This window comes from Micromonospora mangrovicola (assembly GCF_047200535.1).
In the GTDB taxonomy this organism is placed as follows: domain Bacteria; phylum Actinomycetota; class Actinomycetes; order Mycobacteriales; family Micromonosporaceae; genus Micromonospora.
In genome coordinates this window covers 18,040-35,725 of record NZ_JBJZOG010000018.1, presented here as the reverse complement: position 1 = coordinate 35,725, position 17,686 = coordinate 18,040, and the positions used below count along the sequence as shown (strand labels likewise).

16 protein-coding genes are annotated in these 17,686 nt (G+C 73.7%); 5 read left to right on the top strand and 11 right to left on the bottom strand.

Features of this window, described 5'->3' with window-relative positions:
* Positions 1 to 53 precede the first annotated feature (53 nt).
* Positions 54 to 392 carry a DUF952 domain-containing protein gene (locus ACL02O_RS10325; protein ID WP_412817777.1) on the bottom strand — a complete coding sequence of 113 codons (339 nt, stop codon included), beginning with the start codon at positions 390 to 392 and terminating at the stop codon, positions 54 to 56.
* Positions 393 to 490: 98 nt separating this feature from the next.
* On the opposite strand from ACL02O_RS10325, the gene ACL02O_RS10320 reads away from it, so the two are divergent.
* From ACL02O_RS10320 to ACL02O_RS10310, 3 genes are all read left to right on the top strand, one after another.
* Positions 491 to 802, top strand: a complete 312-nt coding sequence (locus ACL02O_RS10320) for a hypothetical protein (RefSeq protein ID WP_412817776.1) — start codon at positions 491 to 493, stop codon at positions 800 to 802.
* 65 nt (positions 803 to 867) lie between these two features.
* Positions 868 to 1,536, top strand: a complete 669-nt coding sequence (locus tag ACL02O_RS10315) for a response regulator transcription factor (RefSeq protein ID WP_412817775.1) — start codon at positions 868 to 870, stop codon at positions 1,534 to 1,536.
* 10 nt (positions 1,537 to 1,546) lie between these two features.
* The gene (locus ACL02O_RS10310) at positions 1,547 to 2,998 is read left to right on the top strand and encodes a sensor histidine kinase (protein ID WP_412817774.1); all 1,452 of its coding nucleotides are present in this window, start codon (positions 1,547 to 1,549) and stop codon (positions 2,996 to 2,998) included.
* Between the two features lie 18 nt (positions 2,999 to 3,016).
* Here ACL02O_RS10310 and ACL02O_RS10305 read toward each other — a convergent pair whose 3' ends face one another.
* The 4 genes from ACL02O_RS10305 to ACL02O_RS10290 form a co-directional block, all read right to left on the bottom strand.
* The gene (locus ACL02O_RS10305; protein ID WP_412817773.1) at positions 3,017 to 3,979 is read right to left on the bottom strand and encodes a TAXI family TRAP transporter solute-binding subunit; all 963 of its coding nucleotides are present in this window, start codon (positions 3,977 to 3,979) and stop codon (positions 3,017 to 3,019) included.
* 117 nt (positions 3,980 to 4,096) lie between these two features.
* Entirely contained in the window at positions 4,097 to 4,768 is a 672-nt protein-coding gene (locus tag ACL02O_RS10300) for a hypothetical protein (protein ID WP_412817772.1), read from the bottom strand.
* Positions 4,769 to 4,871: 103 nt separating this feature from the next.
* Positions 4,872 to 5,669: a peroxide stress protein YaaA gene (yaaA, locus tag ACL02O_RS10295; RefSeq protein WP_412817771.1), complete on the bottom strand. Its 798-nt coding sequence runs from the start codon at positions 5,667 to 5,669 to the stop codon at positions 4,872 to 4,874.
* 22 nt (positions 5,670 to 5,691) lie between these two features.
* A complete protein-coding gene (locus ACL02O_RS10290) occupies positions 5,692 to 7,302 on the bottom strand; it encodes an ArnT family glycosyltransferase (RefSeq protein ID WP_412817770.1) in 1,611 nt (536 codons plus the stop codon).
* A gap of 82 nt (positions 7,303 to 7,384) precedes the next feature.
* Between ACL02O_RS10290 and ACL02O_RS10285 the strand changes: the two genes are divergently transcribed.
* Entirely contained in the window at positions 7,385 to 8,461 is a 1,077-nt protein-coding gene (locus ACL02O_RS10285; protein ID WP_412817769.1) for an App1 family protein, read from the top strand.
* 30 nt (positions 8,462 to 8,491) lie between these two features.
* On the opposite strand, the gene ACL02O_RS10280 is transcribed toward ACL02O_RS10285, so the two are convergent.
* From ACL02O_RS10280 to ACL02O_RS10260, 5 genes are all read right to left on the bottom strand, one after another.
* On the bottom strand, positions 8,492 to 9,073 hold the full coding sequence (locus tag ACL02O_RS10280; protein ID WP_412817768.1) for a hypothetical protein: 582 nt from the start codon (positions 9,071 to 9,073) through the stop codon (positions 8,492 to 8,494).
* Positions 9,074 to 9,268: 195 nt separating this feature from the next.
* On the bottom strand, positions 9,269 to 11,371 hold the full coding sequence (glgB, locus tag ACL02O_RS10275; RefSeq protein WP_412817767.1) for a 1,4-alpha-glucan branching protein GlgB: 2,103 nt from the start codon (positions 11,369 to 11,371) through the stop codon (positions 9,269 to 9,271).
* Positions 11,359 to 13,449, bottom strand: coding sequence for an alpha-1,4-glucan--maltose-1-phosphate maltosyltransferase (locus tag ACL02O_RS10270; protein ID WP_412817766.1), 2,091 nt, complete (start codon positions 13,447 to 13,449; stop codon positions 11,359 to 11,361). Before ACL02O_RS10270 ends, glgB begins: the two co-directional genes overlap by 13 nt.
* Before the next feature lie 131 nt (positions 13,450 to 13,580).
* A complete protein-coding gene (locus ACL02O_RS10265; RefSeq protein WP_412817765.1) occupies positions 13,581 to 14,465 on the bottom strand; it encodes an aldo/keto reductase in 885 nt (294 codons plus the stop codon).
* The gene (locus ACL02O_RS10260; RefSeq protein WP_412817813.1) at positions 14,458 to 15,402 is read right to left on the bottom strand and encodes an NAD-dependent epimerase/dehydratase family protein; all 945 of its coding nucleotides are present in this window, start codon (positions 15,400 to 15,402) and stop codon (positions 14,458 to 14,460) included. The genes ACL02O_RS10265 and ACL02O_RS10260 overlap by 8 nt, the downstream gene beginning before the upstream one ends.
* Before the next feature lie 71 nt (positions 15,403 to 15,473).
* On the opposite strand from ACL02O_RS10260, the gene ACL02O_RS10255 reads away from it, so the two are divergent.
* A complete protein-coding gene (locus ACL02O_RS10255) occupies positions 15,474 to 16,415 on the top strand; it encodes a LysR family transcriptional regulator (RefSeq protein ID WP_412817764.1) in 942 nt (313 codons plus the stop codon).
* A gap of 4 nt (positions 16,416 to 16,419) precedes the next feature.
* Here the strand turns inward: ACL02O_RS10255 and glgA are convergent, their stop codons facing one another.
* The gene (gene glgA / locus ACL02O_RS10250) at positions 16,420 to 17,628 is read right to left on the bottom strand and encodes a glycogen synthase (protein WP_412817763.1); all 1,209 of its coding nucleotides are present in this window, start codon (positions 17,626 to 17,628) and stop codon (positions 16,420 to 16,422) included.
* Between the last annotated feature and the right edge of the window lie 58 nt (positions 17,629 to 17,686).

The window sequence follows — 17,686 nt, the reverse complement described above, 5'->3', positions numbered from 1 at the left end:
CGTCGGCGCCCACGGCTCGACCGGCGCCCGTCGGCCCGATCCCGGCGGACGGCTCAGCGCAGCAGGTCGGCGATCGCGTCGGCGGCGGGCCGGTCCGCCGGCAGCGGGTGCGCCGTCACCACCGCCCCGACCGGCAGCGCGGCGTACAGGTGCGGGAAGAGCGCACCGCCCCGGGACGCCTCCCAGCGCAGCGCGGCACCGAGCCGGTCCGGGTCCACGGCCAGCACGGTGAGGCCGGTCACCCCGGCGAAGAACCGGCGGGCGGTCTCCACCACCTGGTCGGCGCCGGAGAGGTGGATGAACCCGGACTGCCGGTCCATCTCGGTGCCGGAAAACTCGCCGGTCGCCTGCGCCTGTTCCCACTCGGTGCTGGAGAGAATCTTGTAGATCACCAGCGCAGCCTAGATCGCCGGACCCGGTTCGCGCGTACTACCGCGCTCGGTCGCCGTCAGCCGGCATGCTCGGACGGAGGCCGCGCGGAGGGATGGCGATGCAGAGCTACGACGACGACTGGACCGACGGCGAACGGGCCGTCTACGACGAGTGCTACCGGTACGGCACCGAGTGGGCCGGCGACCCGGACACCCCCACCGAGGACGTCCAGCACGTGATCAACCTCGGGCAGGCGGACGACGACAGCTTCACCGACGCGGAGACCGACTACCAGCCGCTGGTCGACGCCGTCACCCAGGCCACCGGGGAGAACATCACCAGCGTGCCGGCCAGCCACGACGACCCCGGCTTCCGCGGGTTCGTGGACGGGGTGCGGGACGCCACCGCCGACGAGGTCTTCGGACTCTGACCGGCAGCCGCCCTCCCGTCCCGCCGCCGCGTCTGCCACCATTCGCAGGGCAGCACGTCGAGCGGATGGAGACACGGGTGCGAATCCTCCTGGTCGAGGACGACCGGCGGGTGGCGGCCGCCCTCTCGTCCGCCCTGACCCGGCGCGGCTACCAGGTGGAGCACGCGGCCACCGTCGAGGCGGCGCTCTCCGCCGCCCCCTGCGACCTGGTGCTGCTCGACCTGACCCTGCCCGACGGGGACGGCACCGATCTCTGCCGGGAGCTGCGCCGGCGCAGCAGCCAACTCGGCATCATCGCGGTGACCGCCCGGGGTGAGGAGCGGGACCGTGTGCTCGGCCTGCGGCTGGGCGCCGACGACTACGTCGTGAAACCGTTCTCCATGGTGGAGCTCCAGGCGCGGATCGAGGCGGTGCTGCGCCGGGCCGCGCAGACCGTGCCGGAGCGCAGCCTGATCGAGGCGGGCGTCGTCAAGATCGACGTGGGTGGCCGCACCGTCAGCGTCGCCGGCCGGGCCGTCACGCTCACCCGCAAGGAGTTCGACATCCTGCTCTCGCTGGCGCGGCAGCCGGGCGTGGCGGTGCCCCGGGAGCGGATCCTGCTCGACGTCTGGGGCACGGTCTGGGCCGATCGGCACACAGTCGAGGTGCACGTCGGCTCGCTGCGCGGCAAGCTCGGCGACCCGACGCTGGTGGAGACCGTACGCGGGGTCGGCTACCGGCTCCGCGGCGAGTGAGGAGGCCGGGGTGCGTCGCCGGCTCGTGATCAGCTACCTGCTCCTGATGGTGCTCGTGCTGCTGGCGCTGGAGACCCCGCTGGCCGCCACGCTCGCCACCCGGGAGACCGACCGGGTGCGCGCCGACCGGCTCGCCGACGCCACCCGGTTCGCCTCGCTGGCCGGCCCGGCGCTGCGCGGCGGCGGCCCCGATCCGCTCGACGCCGAGCTGGCCGCCTACGACGACCTTTACGGCATCGGCGCGGCGGTGGTCGACCGGGACCGGCACACCGTGGCCGCCTCGGCGCGGTGGACGTCCGGCACGCGCGCCGACGCGGCCCTGGACACCGCGCTGGCCGGCCAGCAATCCAGCGGCCCGGACTCGGTGTGGCCCTGGGTCGACGGCCCGCTGGTGGTGGCCGTCCCGATCAACGACGGCGGCGAGGTGCTCGGCGCGGTGGTCACCACCACCTCGGCCGGGAAGGTGCGGCGCACCGTCACCGTGTGGTGGCTGCTGCTCGCCGGGATCGGCCTGCTGGCCGTGCTGGCCTGCGTCTCCACCGCCTTCGGGCTGGCCGGCTGGGTGCTGCGGCCGGTCACCGAGCTGGACGCGGTCACCCACGAGATCGCCGAGGGACACCGGACCGCCCGGGTCCGCCCCCGGCTCGGCCCGCCGGAGCTGCGCCGGCTGGCGGCCAGCTTCAACAACATGGCCGACGCGGTCTCCGACGTGATGGACCGGCAGCGGGCCTTCGTGGCGCACGCCAGCCACCAGCTGCGCAACCCACTGACCGCGCTGCGGCTGCGGGTGGAGGAGCTGGGACCGAGCCTCGCCGACGCCGACGGCCGCGCCGAGCACCAGCTGGCGCTGGAGGAGACCGACCGGCTGGCCACGGTGCTCGACGCGCTGCTCACGCTGGCCCGGGCCGAACGCGAGGAGAACCAGCGGGTCACCGTGGACGCGGCCGGGACCGCAGCCTCCCGGGTGGCGGCCTGGCTGCCGCTGGCCCGGCACCGGTCGGTCAGCCTCCGGCTGGACGCCCCCGAGGTCCCCGCCTACGCCCGGACCGTGCCGACCGCGATCGACCAGGCCCTCGACGCGCTGATCGACAACGCGGTGAAGTTCAGCGGTGCCGGGGGAGAGGTCACGGTGACCGTCCGCCCGGCCGACGGCGGCGGGATCGTGCTGCAGGTGCGCGACACCGGCCCCGGCATGACCGTCAGCCAGCTCGACCAGGCAACCGAGCGGTTCTGGCGGGCGCCCGACGTGCAGAACGTGGACGGGGCCGGGCTGGGGTTGACCATCGTGGCGGTGCTGGTCGACTCGTCCGACGGCCGGCTCACCATGCGCCGGGGCGAACCGCGGGGACTGGTCGCCGAGCTGTGGTTCCCCGCCCCGGACGAACCCGCCGCCCGCGGGGACGTCCCGGACGACGCGGTGGGCGTCGCCGGCCCGGTCGACCCCGCGGCGGCTCCGGCCTGACCCGGCCCACGCCCGGCGTCAGGGCTTGCTGGAGCGGTACCAGTCCGCCGCCCCGGGGTGCAGCGGCAGCGGGGTGGTGACGATCGCCGAGCGGGGACTCATCCGGCCGGCCGCCGGGTGCGCGGCGGCCAGCTCCGCCCGGCGTTCCATCAGCAGCTGGGTCACCGCCCGGACCAGCGGCTCCGGGAGGTCGGCGCGGACGATCAGATAGTTCGGGTTCGCCACCGTGCTCACCGGGTCCGTCCCGTACACCGAGCGGGGAATTTCCCGGGTCACGTAGACCTGCCCGTACCGGCGGCGCAGCGGCTCCGCCCACTCGGCCAGGTCCACCATCCGGACGGCGGTGCTCCCGGCCAGCTCCGCCACGCCGCGTACCGGCAGGCCGCCGGAGAAGAAGAACGCGTCGATCCGGCCGTCCCGCAGCGCCGCGACCGAATCGTCCAGGCCCAGGTGTTCCTGGTGGACCTGGTCGCCGTCGAGGTGGGCCACCTGGAGCAGCCGCGTCGCGGTGATCTCCGTACCGGAGCCGTCGGCGCCCACCGACACCCGCCGGCCGCGCAGGTCCGTGAGGGTCCGTACCGGGCCACCGGCCGTGGTGACCAGGTGCAGCAGATCGTCGTAGACCCGGGCCACGGCGAGCACCGTGGGGTGCTCGGGGGAGCGTGGCGGCAGCACGTCGGCCTGGGTGAAGCCCAGCTCCGCCTGCCCGGAGCCGACCAGCCGGACGTTCTGCGCCGAGGCGGCGGTGACCACCACCCTGGCCTGCACCCCGGGCAGCTCGCGGTTGAGGATTGTCGCCAGGGACTTGCCGAATGCGTGGTAGACGGCGGTCGGACTGCCGGTGGCGATCCGGATCCGCACCGGCTCACGCGGCTCGTCCCGGCAGGCGGCCACCCCGACCAGGGTCGGGAACAGCAGCATCAGCAGCGCCACCGGCGCGGCGACCCGACGCCGGCCGGGCACAGACCAGTGTCGGCTCACGGGCAGCACTGTGCGCCGTGCACCGGCCGCCGCGCAACCCCGACAGGTTCCCGACGCGCGAACCCGGGCGACGCGGCCCCCGCCCGGTGCGGCCGCGGACGCCGCCGAGCGTACGGCTCAGCAGGCCGTCGCCGTGGGGACCAGGGTCGCGCTCTCCACGATCCGCGCGCGGTGCGGACCGTTGGGCACGCTCACCAGGAAGCATCCGGCACCGGGCCGGAGCATCGCCGGGACCTCCAGCAGCGCCGCGCCGCGCACCAGCATCGCGGCCAGGTCCCGGTCGGCCAGCCGGATGCCGAGGCTGTGCCGGCGTACGTGGCGGCCACCGGCCAGCAGCGCCGCCCGCCACGCGGCGGCGGCCAGCCGGGGTCGCCACGCCCGCCGGGCCATGGAGGCGCCGGGGACGGGGCCGCCCAGCAGCTCCCGTCGGCCCTGCCGCCAGCCGGTCTCCAGCAGGGCGGCGTACGTCGACCGGTGCTCCCGGGGCACGGACAGCCGGTGCAGCTCGTAGCGCCGGCGCAGCCCGCCGGTGGCCAGCTCGTGCTCGACCGGCAGGTCCAGGCGGCCGAGCAGCTGCCGCATCCGGCGCGCCGCGTCCTCCCGGTTGAACTCGGCGACGCCGCCCCGGTAGGTCCCGATCTCGGGCCGGCGGGCGTCGCTGGCCGGCGGCGGGGTGCAGCGCACCAGACAGGCCACCTCGAACGCGTCGGCGAGGGTCAGCCAGTCCAGCGGCGGTCGTGCGGGCGACGGGCGGGGCCGGCCGAGCAGACTGATGGAGTCGGGGGCCATCGGGGGTGCTCCTTGCCTCGGGGATCCCTACCGTGACCCCCGGCGCGGGCGCGGCGAAACCGCTCCGCCCGAGCCTTGAGCAAAATTTGCGGCTGGCGCGGCCCTAAAGCTCGGTGACCACGACGTCGACCTGGCGCGGCCGGCCGGCCGCGGCGGGCTGCTCCTCGACCGTGTACTTGAGCTCCCGCAGCGCCCCGATCAGGGCGGCGGCGGTGCGCGGCCGGGCGCCGGCGGTGAGCAGGTCGCGGACCAGCCGGCCCTTGGTGGCCTTGTTGAAGTGGCTCACCACCGAGCGGGTGGGCGCCCCGTCGACCTCGCGCTCGTGCAGCACCCGGACCGTGACGGTGCGTTCCGCGACCGCCCCGCGCGGCGCCCAGGTGGCGGCGTACGCCCCGGACCGCAGGTCCAGCACCGGCCCGCTGCCGGCCGCCGCCGCCAGCGCCGGCCCGAGCGCCGCCCGCCAGTACCCGGACAGCGCGCCGACGCCGGGCAGCTTCGCCCCGACCGGGCAGCGGTAGGGCGGGATCCGGTCGGTGAGGCGGACCGCCCCCCAGAGCCCGGAGCTGATCAGCACCGAGCGGCGGGCCAGCCGTTCCGCCGCCGGCGGCAGCGTGGCCAGGTCGAGCGCCTCGTAGAGCACCCCGGTGTAGATCCGCCCGGCCGGCGCGGTGGCCGCCGCCCGCAGTCGCGCGTTGCGGCGCAGCTCGCCGCGCTGCCCCTCGCTCAGGCCCAGCGCGGCCCGGGCCGCCGCCTCGTCCGGGCCGGCGCAGAGCGCCACCAGGGCGGTCAGCACCTCCTCGCGGGCCGGGGTCAGCTCCGGCAGGGAGAGCCGGGACAGGTCCAGCCGCCGGCCCGTGCCGGCCTCGGCCTTTCCCTCGGACGGGGGCAGCAGGATGAGCATCGGATCAGCGTACGGCCCGGGCTCAGCGCCACGGCCGCACGGCGCTCTCCGGGTGGTACACGCGATAGCCGCCCACCTCGGCCACCACGGCCGCGTCCGCCCGGTCGCCGAGCAGCCGGCGCAGCCCCCGCTCCGCCGGGGAGCCGACCGCCAGCACGTACCCCGGGCGGGCCGCCCGCCCCACCCGCTTCCAGTACGCCGGATAGCGGTTCTGCCCCGGCGTCAGAGTGCCGTCCAGCACCCCGCAGACCACCGCCTCGCCGGTGTTGAAGATCAGCCGGTTGCAGGTCCAGTAGTCCCCGTACACCTCGTGCAGCCCGACCCGGCGGACCGCGTCGGCCAGCTCGCGGGCCCCCCGTTCCTCGGCGCGCAGCGCCGGCGCGTCCGCGACGAACGCCACGGTGGCGGCCAGCGCACCGGCGGTCAGCGCCGCCAGCACCAGCCCCGCGAGCGCGCCGCCCAGCCGGGCCACTGCCCCGGCCGCGGCCCGGAGCGCGTGCGCGGCGGCCAGCCAGAGCGGCCAGAGCACCGCCGGCAGCGAGATCTGCAGCACCGACAGGTACCGGGCGTTGCCCAGCGGATCGGTCGCGGCGAGCGGACTGCGCGCGTACCCGATCAGGGTCAGCGCCGCCCCGGCGACCAGGGCGAGCTGCGCGACCGCCCGGACCCGCCCGGCGGCCTCCGCGGCCCGCCGGTACGCGACCAGCGCGAGCCCGGCGGCGGCCACCAGCAGCAGCGGGTAGAGCAGGCCGAACCACTGCTGCCATCGGGCGCAGCCGTCCATCGGGCAGAGCCCGGACGCCAGCGGCACCCCCTCCAGCAGCCCGCCGTGCAGTCGGTCCGACCAGGGCGGGGCCACCCCGTCCTTGGTGCTGATCTCGCGAAACACCGACAGCGAGTCCTGCCCGTCCGGGGCGACGACGTTGTCCTTGATCATCGGGGTCACGCCGACCAGGAACCCGACCACCAGCAGCACCCCCGGCCAGCCCACCAAATCCCTGGGCGCTGCCCAGAGCAGCAGCAGACCGGCCACCGCCAGGTACGGCACGATCAGCCAGTCGGACCAGAGCGCCACCCCGGTGAGCAGCCCGAACACGCCCGTGGCCAGCCAGCGGTGCCGCACCCGACGCTCGCCGAGGGCCACCGCGATCAGCAGCATCGCCAGCACCGCCGGCTTCACCTCCGGCCGGCCGCCGACCACGGTGAGCTGGTCCCGCACCACCCGCTCCGAGCCGAGCGCCAGCAGGCCGACCACGAACGCGGCCAACCACGGGGAGAAGAGCCGGCGGGTCAGCCGGTACGCCAACCACAGGAAGACCGCGTAGAGCGCCAGCAGGGGCAGCCGCAGCACCGGCCAGCTCGGCCCGGCCAGCCCGACCAACGGGGCGGCCAGGTACGACTCCAGCATGCCCATGTAGCGCTGGCCGTACAGGAAGACCGGCCGCTCGTGGCCGGTGGCGATGTGCAGCGCGGCGAGCCCGAAGGTCGCCTCGTCGCTGTTCGAGGTGGGCAGCGTGAACAGGGTCAGGACCAGCCGGTAGCCGACCCCGGCCGCCCCCAGCAGCAGCGCGACCAGCGCCGGCCGGTCCAGCGCCGGACGCCGGCGCCCCGGGTCCCCTACCGGTGTCGACACGACCACGCCCCCGTCGTCGCCTGCGACCGCAGTCTGTCACGGTGGCGCCCGGCCGCGGGGTGGATCGGCGCAGCCGACTCGCGTGGCCGGCCCCGTCCCGTTGTGGCAGGGTGGCAGCGTGCCACCCACACCACCGGATCAACTGGCCGTACCGCAGCTGCACCGGGCCGCACGTATCGAGGACGCCGTGCACGGCCTGGTGGAACGCCGACTGCGGCGCACCGGGTGGCGGATCAACATCATCGCGTACGCCGGGTACGGCGCCCCCGGATGGGCGCGGGTGCTCTGCCGGGTGCTGCTCGGCCGCCCCGACACCCGGCAGCGGGGGCGGCTGGAGAAGGTCCGTGGCTGGCGCAGCTTCGCCACCCTGCCCGCCAAGTACGCCACAGTGACCATCGAGGCCGACGGGGTGCGCCAGGAGGCGACCGCGGACCGCAGCGGATTCGTCGACACCGTCATCGAGGCCGACTTCACCCCGGGCTGGGGCTGCGTACGGCTCAGCGTGCCCGACGCCGAGCCGGTCGAGGCGCTGGTCCGGATCCTCGACCCGGATGTCCGGTTCGGCATCCTCTCCGACATCGACGACACGGTGATGGTGACCGCGCTGCCCCGGCCGCTGCTCGCCGCCTGGAACACCTTCGTCCTCGACGAGCACGCCCGCGCCGCCGTCCCCGGCATGGCCGTGCTGTACGAGCGGCTGGTCACCGCCCACCCGGGCGCACCCGTGTTCTACCTCTCCACCGGCGCCTGGAACGTCGCGCCCACGCTCACCCGCTTCCTCTCCCGGCACCTCTACCCGGCCGGGCCGCTGCTGCTCACCGACTGGGGGCCGACGGCCGACCGCTGGTTCCGCAGCGGCCGGGAGCACAAGCGGGCCACCCTGGCCCGGCTGGCCCGCGAGTTCCCGGACGTGCGGTGGCTGCTGATCGGTGACGACGGGCAGCACGACCAGGAGATCTATCGCGAGTTCACCGCCGCGCACCCGGACAACGTCGCCGGGGTGGCGATCCGCCGGCTGTCGCCCACCCAGGCGGTGCTCGCCGGCACCCTGCCCGCCCCGGCGGACCGCCCGTCCGCCGGCCCGGTGGGGCAGAAGTGGCTCTCCGCCCCGGACGGCGCCGGCCTGTGGAAGCTGCTCCGCGAAGCGGGCCTGGTCTGACGAACGACCCGGCCCGCCCCGCGCCCGTCGTCAGTTGGTACCGGCCACCTGGATGTCGGCGGTGCAGCCGGCTGCGGCGCGGCGTTGCTGGATGAGGTCGACCACGGCCTGCCGGTTGGCGATGCGGGCGGCCGAGTTGGCGTCCGGGTTCTGCCGCTGGTTCGCGATGAAGGTCAGGTTGTTGCGTAGAGCGGTGTCGAGCCCCTGGCAGTTCTCCTTCGCCCCGGCGTTGCCCTGGCCACCGTTGCCGTTCTGCCCGCCGGCACCGTTCTGACCGGCGTTGCCGGGCTGGCCAGGCTGCCCTGCCTGGACCTCGGCGGTGCAGCCGGCTGCGGCGCGGCGTTGCTGGATGAGGTCGACCACGGCCTGCCGGTTGGCGATGCGGGCGGCCGAGTTGGCGTCCGGGTTCTGCCGCTGGTTCGCGATGAAGGTCAGGTTGTTGCGTAGGGCCGTGTCCAGACCCTGACAGTTCTCCGCCGCCTGGCCGGTCCCGGTGGCCACCGCGAAGGCCACGCCCGCGGTCACCGCGAGCGCGACCCCGCCGGCGATCTTCCGATTCCGGGACGAGCCCACCGCGCCCCGCCTGTCCCTACTGCCTCTGCTCCACGCCATCGAAGCTCCTCCGCCTCGTCCGTCACGGTGTCCGGCATCCGTTCAGCGGTACGGAAGGGCGTGCGGGTTCGTTCACGGCGGTCGACGACGCGCACCAGACACCATCGCACAAGAGGGCAATTCGGCCATCGGCAATTACTGTCCGTGTAGTGGTGGGGCGTCCTCAGGCGCCGGGTGCCGGGCGGCGGAGCGGCATCAGTCCCGGCGGAGCCAGAGCACGCCGAGCGGCGGTACTCGCAGTGCCACGGACGCCACCATCCCGTGCCACGGCACGTCCTCGGCGTGCACCGCGCCCAGGTTCCCCACCCCCGACCCGCCGTAGTGGTGCGCGTCGGTGTTGATCACTTCGGTCCAGGTCCCGCCGGCCGGCAGCCCGATCCGGTACCCCTCCAGCGGCAGGGCGGAGAAGTTGGCCACGCAGACCAGCGTCGCGCCGTCCGGCGCGATCCGGATGAACGAGACGGTGTTGTTGGCGACGTCGTCGCCCGCGATCCAGCGGAAGCCGGCCGGTTCGGTGTCCTGCGCCCAGAGCGCCGGGGTGGCCCGGTAGACCCGGTTCAGGTCACCGACCAGGCGCTGCACGCCGGCCCGGGCCGGGTCGTGGGTGAGGTACCAGTCGAGGCCGCGTTCCTCGCTCCACTCCCGGTCGTCGGCCAGCTCGCAGCCCATGAAGAGCAGCTGCTTGCCGGGGTGCGCCCACATGTAGGCGAGCAGCGCCCGGACGTTGGCCAGCCGCTGCCAGGTGTCGCCGGGCATCTTGCCGACCAGGGAGCCCTTGCCGTGCACCACCTCGTCGTGGCTGATCGGCAACACGTAGTTCTCGCTCCAGGCGTACGCCAGGGAGAAGGTCAGCTGATGGTGGTGGTGCTGCCGGTAGACCGGGTCCTTCGAGGTGTAGAGCAGGGTGTCGTGCATCCAGCCCATGTTCCACTTGAACCCGAAGCCCAGCCCGCCCTCGTTGGTGGGCCGGGTGACGCCGGGCCACGCGGTGGACTCCTCGGCGACCATCACCACCCCGGCGTGGTGCTTGTAGACGGTGGCGTTGACCTCCTGAAGGAAGGCGATCGCCTCCAGGTTCTCCCGGCCGCCGTGCACGTTCGGCACCCACTGCCCCTCCTGCCGGGAGTAGTCCAGGTAGAGCATCGAGGCGACCGCGTCGACCCGCAGCCCGTCGACGTGGAACTGGTCCAGCCAGTAGAGCGCGTTGGCGACCAGGAAGTTGCGCACCTCGCGGCGGCCGAAGTCGAAGACGTACGTGCCCCAGTCGGGGTGCTCGCCGCGGCGCGGGTCGGGGTGCTCGTAGAGCGGGGTGCCGTCGAAGCGGGCCAGGGCCCACTCGTCCTTCGGGAAGTGCGCCGGCACCCAGTCGAGGATCACCCCGATGCCGGCGGAGTGCAGCCGGTCCACCAGGTGACGGAACTCGTCCGGGTCACCGAACCGGGCGGTGGGGGAGTAGTAGCCGGTGACCTGGTAGCCCCAGGAGCCGCCGAACGGGTGCTCCATCACCGGCAGGAACTCCACGTGGGTGAAGCCCAGCTCGGTCACGTACGCGGTGAGCTGCTCGGCGAGCTCCCGGTAGCCGAGGCCGGGTCGCCAGGAGCCCAGATGCACCTCGTACACGCTCATCGGCTCCTGGTGCGGCCACCGCGTCGCCCGCCGCGCGAGCCAGTCGGCGTCCCCCCACTCGTACGTCGAGGCGTGCACCACCGACGCGGTGGCCGGCGGCACCTCGGTGCGGGTGGCGAGCGGGTCGGCCTTGTCCCGCCAGTGCCCGTCGGCGCCGAGGAGGCGGTACTTGTAGCGGGCGCCGACCGGTGCGCCCGGCACGAAGATCTCCCACACCCCGCTGGAGCCCAGCGAGCGCATCGGCCAGCCGTCGTCCGGCCCCCAGCCGGTGAAGTCGCCGATCACCCGGACGCCGCGCGCGCTGGGCGCCCACACGGTGAACGCCACGCCCTCGTCGAGGACCCGGGCGCCGAGCGCCTCCCAGAGCCGCTCGTGCCGCCCCTCGGCGATCAGGTGCAGGTCCAGCTCGCCGAGGGTGGGCGGGTAGCGGTACGGATCGTCGTGCACGGTGCCGTCCACCTCGACCCGGTAGTCGAGCACCTCGCCGGGCAGCACGGCCTCGAAGACGCCCACGTCGTGCACCCGCTTCATCGGGTGCCGCTCGTCGCCGACGAGCAGGGCCACGTCGTCCGCGCCCCGGCGCAGGGTGCGGACGGTGGTGCGCCCGTCGGCGGGGTGCGCGCCGAGGACGGCGTGCGGGTCGTACGCCTCGCCGGCGATCAACTGGTCCATCGTGGGTCGTCCTTCGCGGCCGGTACGGTCGGGGCGGTGCCGCCGGAGAGGTCGGCGGGTACGTCTTCGACGGTCAGGTCGGGCACCGCCGGACGCTCGGGCTCGGCCGGCGGGGCGGGCCGGCGCACGGTGAAGACGTGCGCGGGTTGCAGGTACGGGTCGAGCCGTACCGCGTTGCGCTGCCCCCAGTCGTAGCTGGTCCCGGTCAGCTCGTCGTGCACGGTGAACCGCTCGTGCCAGTTGAGGCCGAGCGCCGGCATGTCCAGGGTGGTGTTTCCCCACTGCACCGAGTGCGAGTCGAAGGAGCAGACCACGAGCACCGTGTTGCCGGTGTCCGGGTCGTGCTTGGACCAGCAGAGCAGTGCCGGGTTGTCGATGTCGTGGAAGTGCAGGTTGCGCAGCCGGTGCAGGGCCGGGTTGTCCCGGCGGACCCGGTTCAGGGTGGCGATGAACGGGGCGAGCGAGCGGCCCTGCTGCTGCGCGCCGGCCCAGTCCCGGGGGCGCAGCTCGTACTTCTCGTTGTCCAGGTACTCCTCGGCGCCGGGGCGGGCCACGTGCTCGAAGAGTTCGTAGCCGGCGTACATGCCCCAGGAGGGGGAGAGCAGCGCGGCCAGCACCGCCCGGATCTTGAACATCGGCGGGCCGCCGTGCTGCAACGACTCGTGCAGGATGTCGGGGGTGTTGGGCCAGAAGTTCGGCCGCATGTAGTCGGCCGCGGCGACCAGCTCCGCGCAGTACGCCCGCATCTCGGCCGCCGTCGTCCGCCAGGTGAAGTACGTGTACGACTGGGTGAAACCGATCTTGCCGAGCCCGTGCATCATCGCCGGGCGGGTGAACGCCTCGGCGAGGAAGAGCACGTCCGGGTCGACCTTCTTCACCTCCCCGATCAGCCAGTGCCAGAAGTCGACCGGCTTGGTGTGCGGGTTGTCGACCCGGAAGATCCGGATGCCCTCGCCGACCCAGTGCAGCACCACCCGCAGGATCTCGGCCCGGATACCGTCCGGATCGTTGTCGAAGTTGAGCGGGTAGATGTCCTGGTACTTCTTCGGCGGGTTCTCCGCGTAGGCGATGCTGCCGTCGGCCCGGGTGGTGAACCACTCCGGGTGCTCGGTCACCCACGGGTGGTCCGGGGCGCACTGCAACGCCAGGTCCATCGCCACCTCCAGGCCCTGCTCGGCGGCGGCGGCGATGAACTCGCGGAAGTCCGCCGGCGTACCCAGGTCGGGGTGGATGGCGTCGTGGCCGCCCTCGGCGGCGCCGATGGCCCACGGCGAGCCGACGTCGTCGGGGCCGGCGGTGAGCGAGTTGTCGGGGCCCTTGCGGTTGACCCGCCCGATCGGGTGGATGGGCGGCAAATAGAGCACGTCGAAGCCCATCGCCGCGACGCCGGGCAGCCGGTCCGCGGCGGTGACGAAGGTGCCCGAGCGGGCCGGCGCCTCGACGGTGGCCGGGACCGCGCCCTCGGAACGGGGAAAGAACTCGTACCAGGCGGAGAAGAGCGCCCGCGGGCGGTCCGCCCAGAGCCGGTACTCGTCGCCGGTGGTGACCAGCTCGCGGACCGGATGGTCCCAGAGCAGCGGGGCCAGCTCCAGCGCGGGACCGACCCGGCGGGGCAGGTCGAGGTCCTCGTCGCGCAGCGTCCCGGCGGCCGCCCGGACCCGCTCGCGGTCGGCCGCCGGGACCAGTTCGAGGGCCGCCTCCAGCACCCGGGCGCCCTCGGCCAGGTCGTTGGCCAGCTCGGCCGGGCCCTGACCGGCGGCGACCTTCTTGGTGACGGCGTTCTGCCAGGTGAGGTACGGGTCCTGGAACGCCTCGACGGTGAACCGCCACTCGCCGACCGCGTCTGGTCGGATGGTCGCGTGCCAGCGGTCCTGGCCGGGTTCCCCGGGGCGCATCCGGGTGAACGGGCGGGCCGCGCCGTCCGGGCCGAGCCAGACCACGTTGCAGCCGAGCACGTCGTGCCCCTCGCGGTACGCGCGGGCCGACACCGGCACGACCTCACCGACCACCGCCTTGGCCGGGTAGCGACCGCAGGCGACGACGGGGGAGACGTCTTCGATCGGGAACCGTCCAGTCACCGCCTCAACCTACTGCGCGAGATCGCGTCGCGCTCGGCCAAGTTCCCTTCGCTGCCAGGCGGGCGGTTCCGGTGCCACGAACGAACCCTTTGCCCTGCCGAGTGACGATCCAGCCCCGTTCCTGATGCGGCTCAGCTCGCGCCATCCAGGAGACCCCACTCGTCGCGGCTGAGGACCAGGTCGGCGGCCGCTGCCGAGCTACGAATGGTCTCGGGCCGCCTGGCGCCCGGGATGACGATCACCGTGGGCGCCTTGGCGAGATGCCAGGCCAGACAGACCTGCTGCGGGCTCACCCGGTGGGCCCGGGCGACCTCGTGAAAAGCTGGATACGCCTGGTCGGTCGGGGCGGCGCTCGGGCCGTCGAGCGAGCTGCGGGAGATGCCACCGAGGGGACTCCACGGCAGGAACGCGATGCCCAGCTCGGCGCAGAGACGCAGCTCGGCCTCGCTGTCTCGGCGGCCTGGGGAGAACTGGTTCTGCACGGAGACCAGCCGGTCGCCGAGGATCCGCCGCGCCTCGAGGATCTGGCCAGAGTTCACGTTTGAGATACCAGCCGTTTGGATCATGCCGGAGTCGAGCAGCTCCCTCAGGGCGCCGACCGACTCGGCGTACGGCACGGCCGGGTCCGGCTTGTGCAACTGGTACAGCCCAACGGCGTCGATTCCGAGCCGCTTCAGCGACTTCTCGCACGCCCGCCTCAGGTGTCGCGGGTCCCCGTTCACGGTCCATGATCCGTCACCGGGGCGGCCCCGACCACCCTTGGTGGCGACGAGGACCCTGCTCGTGTCGCCACCGTAGGTGGCCAGCGCCCTGGCCACGAGCCGCTCGTTGTGGCCGACCTCGTCGGCGTACCAGTGGTAGGAGTCCGCCGTGTCGATCAGCGTGACTCCGGCGTCGAGCGCGGCGTGGACGGTGGCGACGGCCTGCCGTTCGTCGGGCCGGCCCTCGATGGAAAGCGGCATGGCGCCGAGGCCGACCGCGCCGACCGGGACTTCGCCGATCAACCGGTCATGCATCCCGTGGTCCTCTCCCGTCCGCGACCGCTTCCGCGACGACTCGTGGCAGCCAGTCCGTGGTGCAGGAAAACCTGAATCCCAGCCGTTCGGCGCGCGCGTTGTCCATGCCGTAGTAGCGGTCGAAGGCGTACGGGGAAGCTTCGGCGCCGGGTTCGACAGCGGCGAAGACAGGGTGACCCAACCCCGCCGCGGCGATGGCCTGGCAGATGTCGGTGACACTCAGTTCGACATGCGAGCGGGCGTTCACCGCGCCCGCGAAGTCCGCCTGCGCGGCCCAACACAGCACGTCGGCAATCTCGTCCCGGCTGATGAACGACGAACGGTGGTTGGTGCGGTGCACCGCGACGGGCCGGCCGGACCGGACGCGCTGAATGTAGTGGTCGAGGCGGCCGGTGAAATCGTTCGCCCCGCCGCCGAGCACGTGCCCGCTGCGTACGCTCGCGAACGTGAACCCGGTCTCTCGGCTGAACTCGGCCTCGGCCTGCCGCTTGCCCTCCCCGTAGTTGGCGTCGAGGAAGTCGGGATCATGCCACGGCAGGTCCGGCCGGATTGACCAACTGCTCAGGTCGATGGTGCTCTCGCTGACCGGCGTGCCCGGTGACGCGGGCGGTACCGCCGCGGAGCCCGCCGGGTCGTAAACCTCGATGGTCGAGGTCATCACGTACCGGCGGATCCGGCCGGCGAAGACCCGCCGCGCGACAGCCGCCTGCCGGGGGGTGTAGCAGACCTGGTCGACGACGACGTCGAACGTGCGGGATCCCAACGCCGCGCGCAGCGAGTCTTCGTCATCCCGGTCGGCGCGCAGGTGGGTCACCTCCGGCGGGGCCGGCGTGGAGCCCCGGTTGAGCACGGTGACCCGAACCTCGGACGCGAGCAGCTTCGCGATCAGCAGCCGCCCGAAGTAGCGGCTGCCGCCGATGACACATGCCTCGATCATGATCCCCAGCATGCGGCGGTACGGTCGTCAGCAGAAGTGGTGATCTGCTAACCGGGTATGTAGGAGAACTGATGATCGACACACAGCGGCTCCGGATCCTCCGCGAGGTGGCCCGGTACGGGAGCTTCAACCAGGCCGCGGGGGCGCTTCGCTGCACCCCGTCGGCCGTGTCGCAGCAGATCGCCGCGCTGGAGCGGACCCTCGGCACGCCGGTGGTCGAGCGCAGTACCCGCGGCGTCGTGCTCACCGAGCCGGGTCGGCTGCTGGTCGACGCCGCGGACGTCATCTCGGCCGAACTACGGTATGCCCAGGAGCAGATCGACCGCTTGGCGGCGGGGCGCGCGACGCTGGCGATCGCCACGTTCTCCAGCGGTGGCCGCCGCCTGCTCCCGCCCGTGCTCACCCGGTTCGCGGCCGAGCACCCCGAAGTCGAGCTGACCATCCTCGAACGTGAACCGGAGGACAGCCTGCCCATGGTCCGCGACGGGCGGGCTGATCTCGCGATCGCGTACCACTTCGACGGGCCGCAGCCGGTGGGGCAGGGCGACCGGTCCGGGCTGATCTGGAGTCCGCTGACGGAGGATCCGCTCTGGGTCGTCCTCCCCGCGCACCATCAGCGCGCAGGCGCACGGAGTTTGCGACTGACGGAACTCGCCCCCGAGCGGTGGGTGCTGGGCTGCCTGAAGACCGTGGACCTGCTGCAGCGGTACGCCGTGATCGCTGGCTTCCAGCCCCGGATCTCCTGCAGCGCCACCGACTACTTCTTCGCGATGGCGCTCGTCGGCGCCGGCCTGGGTGTCTCGCTCATCCCGCAGATCGCCCTCGACCGCCCTCCCGAGGGGGTGGCCGTAGTGCCCCTGGAACCACCCCGGCCGGCCCGGCACATCGGGGTGGTCGCCCGGCGGCGGAACGACCGGTCGCAGCGGTACGTCGACGCGCTGGTCGATGCCCTGCGCGCTGGTGCGGATCCCGGGCTGCCGTCGGTCGTGGTCGGTGATCACCCGATCGGATAGTGGGTCAGCCGGCGGCGCCCACCGACCGGTACACCTCCAGCGTCCGCTGCGCGATGGTGTCCCAGGAGAAGTGCTCGACGGCCCGGCGGCGGCCGGCCCGGCCCAGCTCGGCGGCCCGCGCCGGGTCCGCGAGGACCTCGTTGATCCGGTCCGCCAGGTCGGCCACGAACCGCTCCGGGGCCAGCGGCCGTCCGCTGCCGTCGGTGGCCTGCTCGATCGGCACCAGCAGGCCGGTCTCGCCGTCGGCGACCACCTCGGGGATACCGCCGGTGGCGGTGGCCACCACCGCCGTCTCGCAGGCCATCGCCTCCAGGTTGACGATTCCCATCGGTTCGTAGACGGACGGGCAGACGAAGATCGTGGCGTGGGTGAGCACCTGGATCACCTCGTGCTTGGGCAGCATCGCGGCGATCCACACCACCCCGGAGCGGGTGGCCCGCAGCTCGGCCACCAGCTCCTCCACCTCGGCGGCGAGCTCCGGTGTGTCCGGTGCGCCGGCCAGCAGCACGAGCTGGGTGTCGGCGGGCAGCTCCCGGGCCGCGCGCAGCAGGTAGGGCAGGCCCTTCTGCCGGGTGATCCGCCCGACGTAGACCACGCTGGGGCGGCCCGGGTCGATGCCGAGCCGGTCCACCACGTCGGTGCCCGGATCCGGGGCGTACTGCCCGGTGTCGATGCCGTTGTAGACCACCCGTACCCGGTCCGGGTCCACGTCCGGGTACGCGGTCAGCACGTCCCGCCGCATCCCCGCGCTCACCGCGATGATCGCGTCGGCGGCCTCGAACGCGGTCCGCTCGCACCAGGACGAGAGCGCGTACCCGCCGCCGAGCTGCTCGGCCTTCCACGGGCGCAGCGGCTCCAGGCTGTGCGCGGTCACCACGTGTGGCACCCCGTGCAGCAGCTTCGCGGTGTGCCCGGCCAGGTTGGCGTACCAGGTGTGGCTGTGCACCACGTCGGTGCCGGCGCAGCCCGCCGCCATCTCCAGGTCCACGCCCATGGTCCGCAGCGCGGCGTTCGCGCCGGCCAGCCCGGCCGGCTCAACGTACGCGGTGACCCCCGGCTCGGTGCGGGCCGCGCCGAAGCAGTGCACCCGGACGTCGGCGAGGCGGCGCAGCTCGCGCGCCAGGTACTCGACGTGCACCCCGGCCCCGCCGTAGACCTCCGGCGGGTACTCGCGGGTGAGCAGGTCGACACGCAGGCGGCCGGAATCGCTCATGCCCGGCACCCTAGTGCAGAAACGCGGCCCGCACCGGGTGCGGAACTGTGCTCGTACG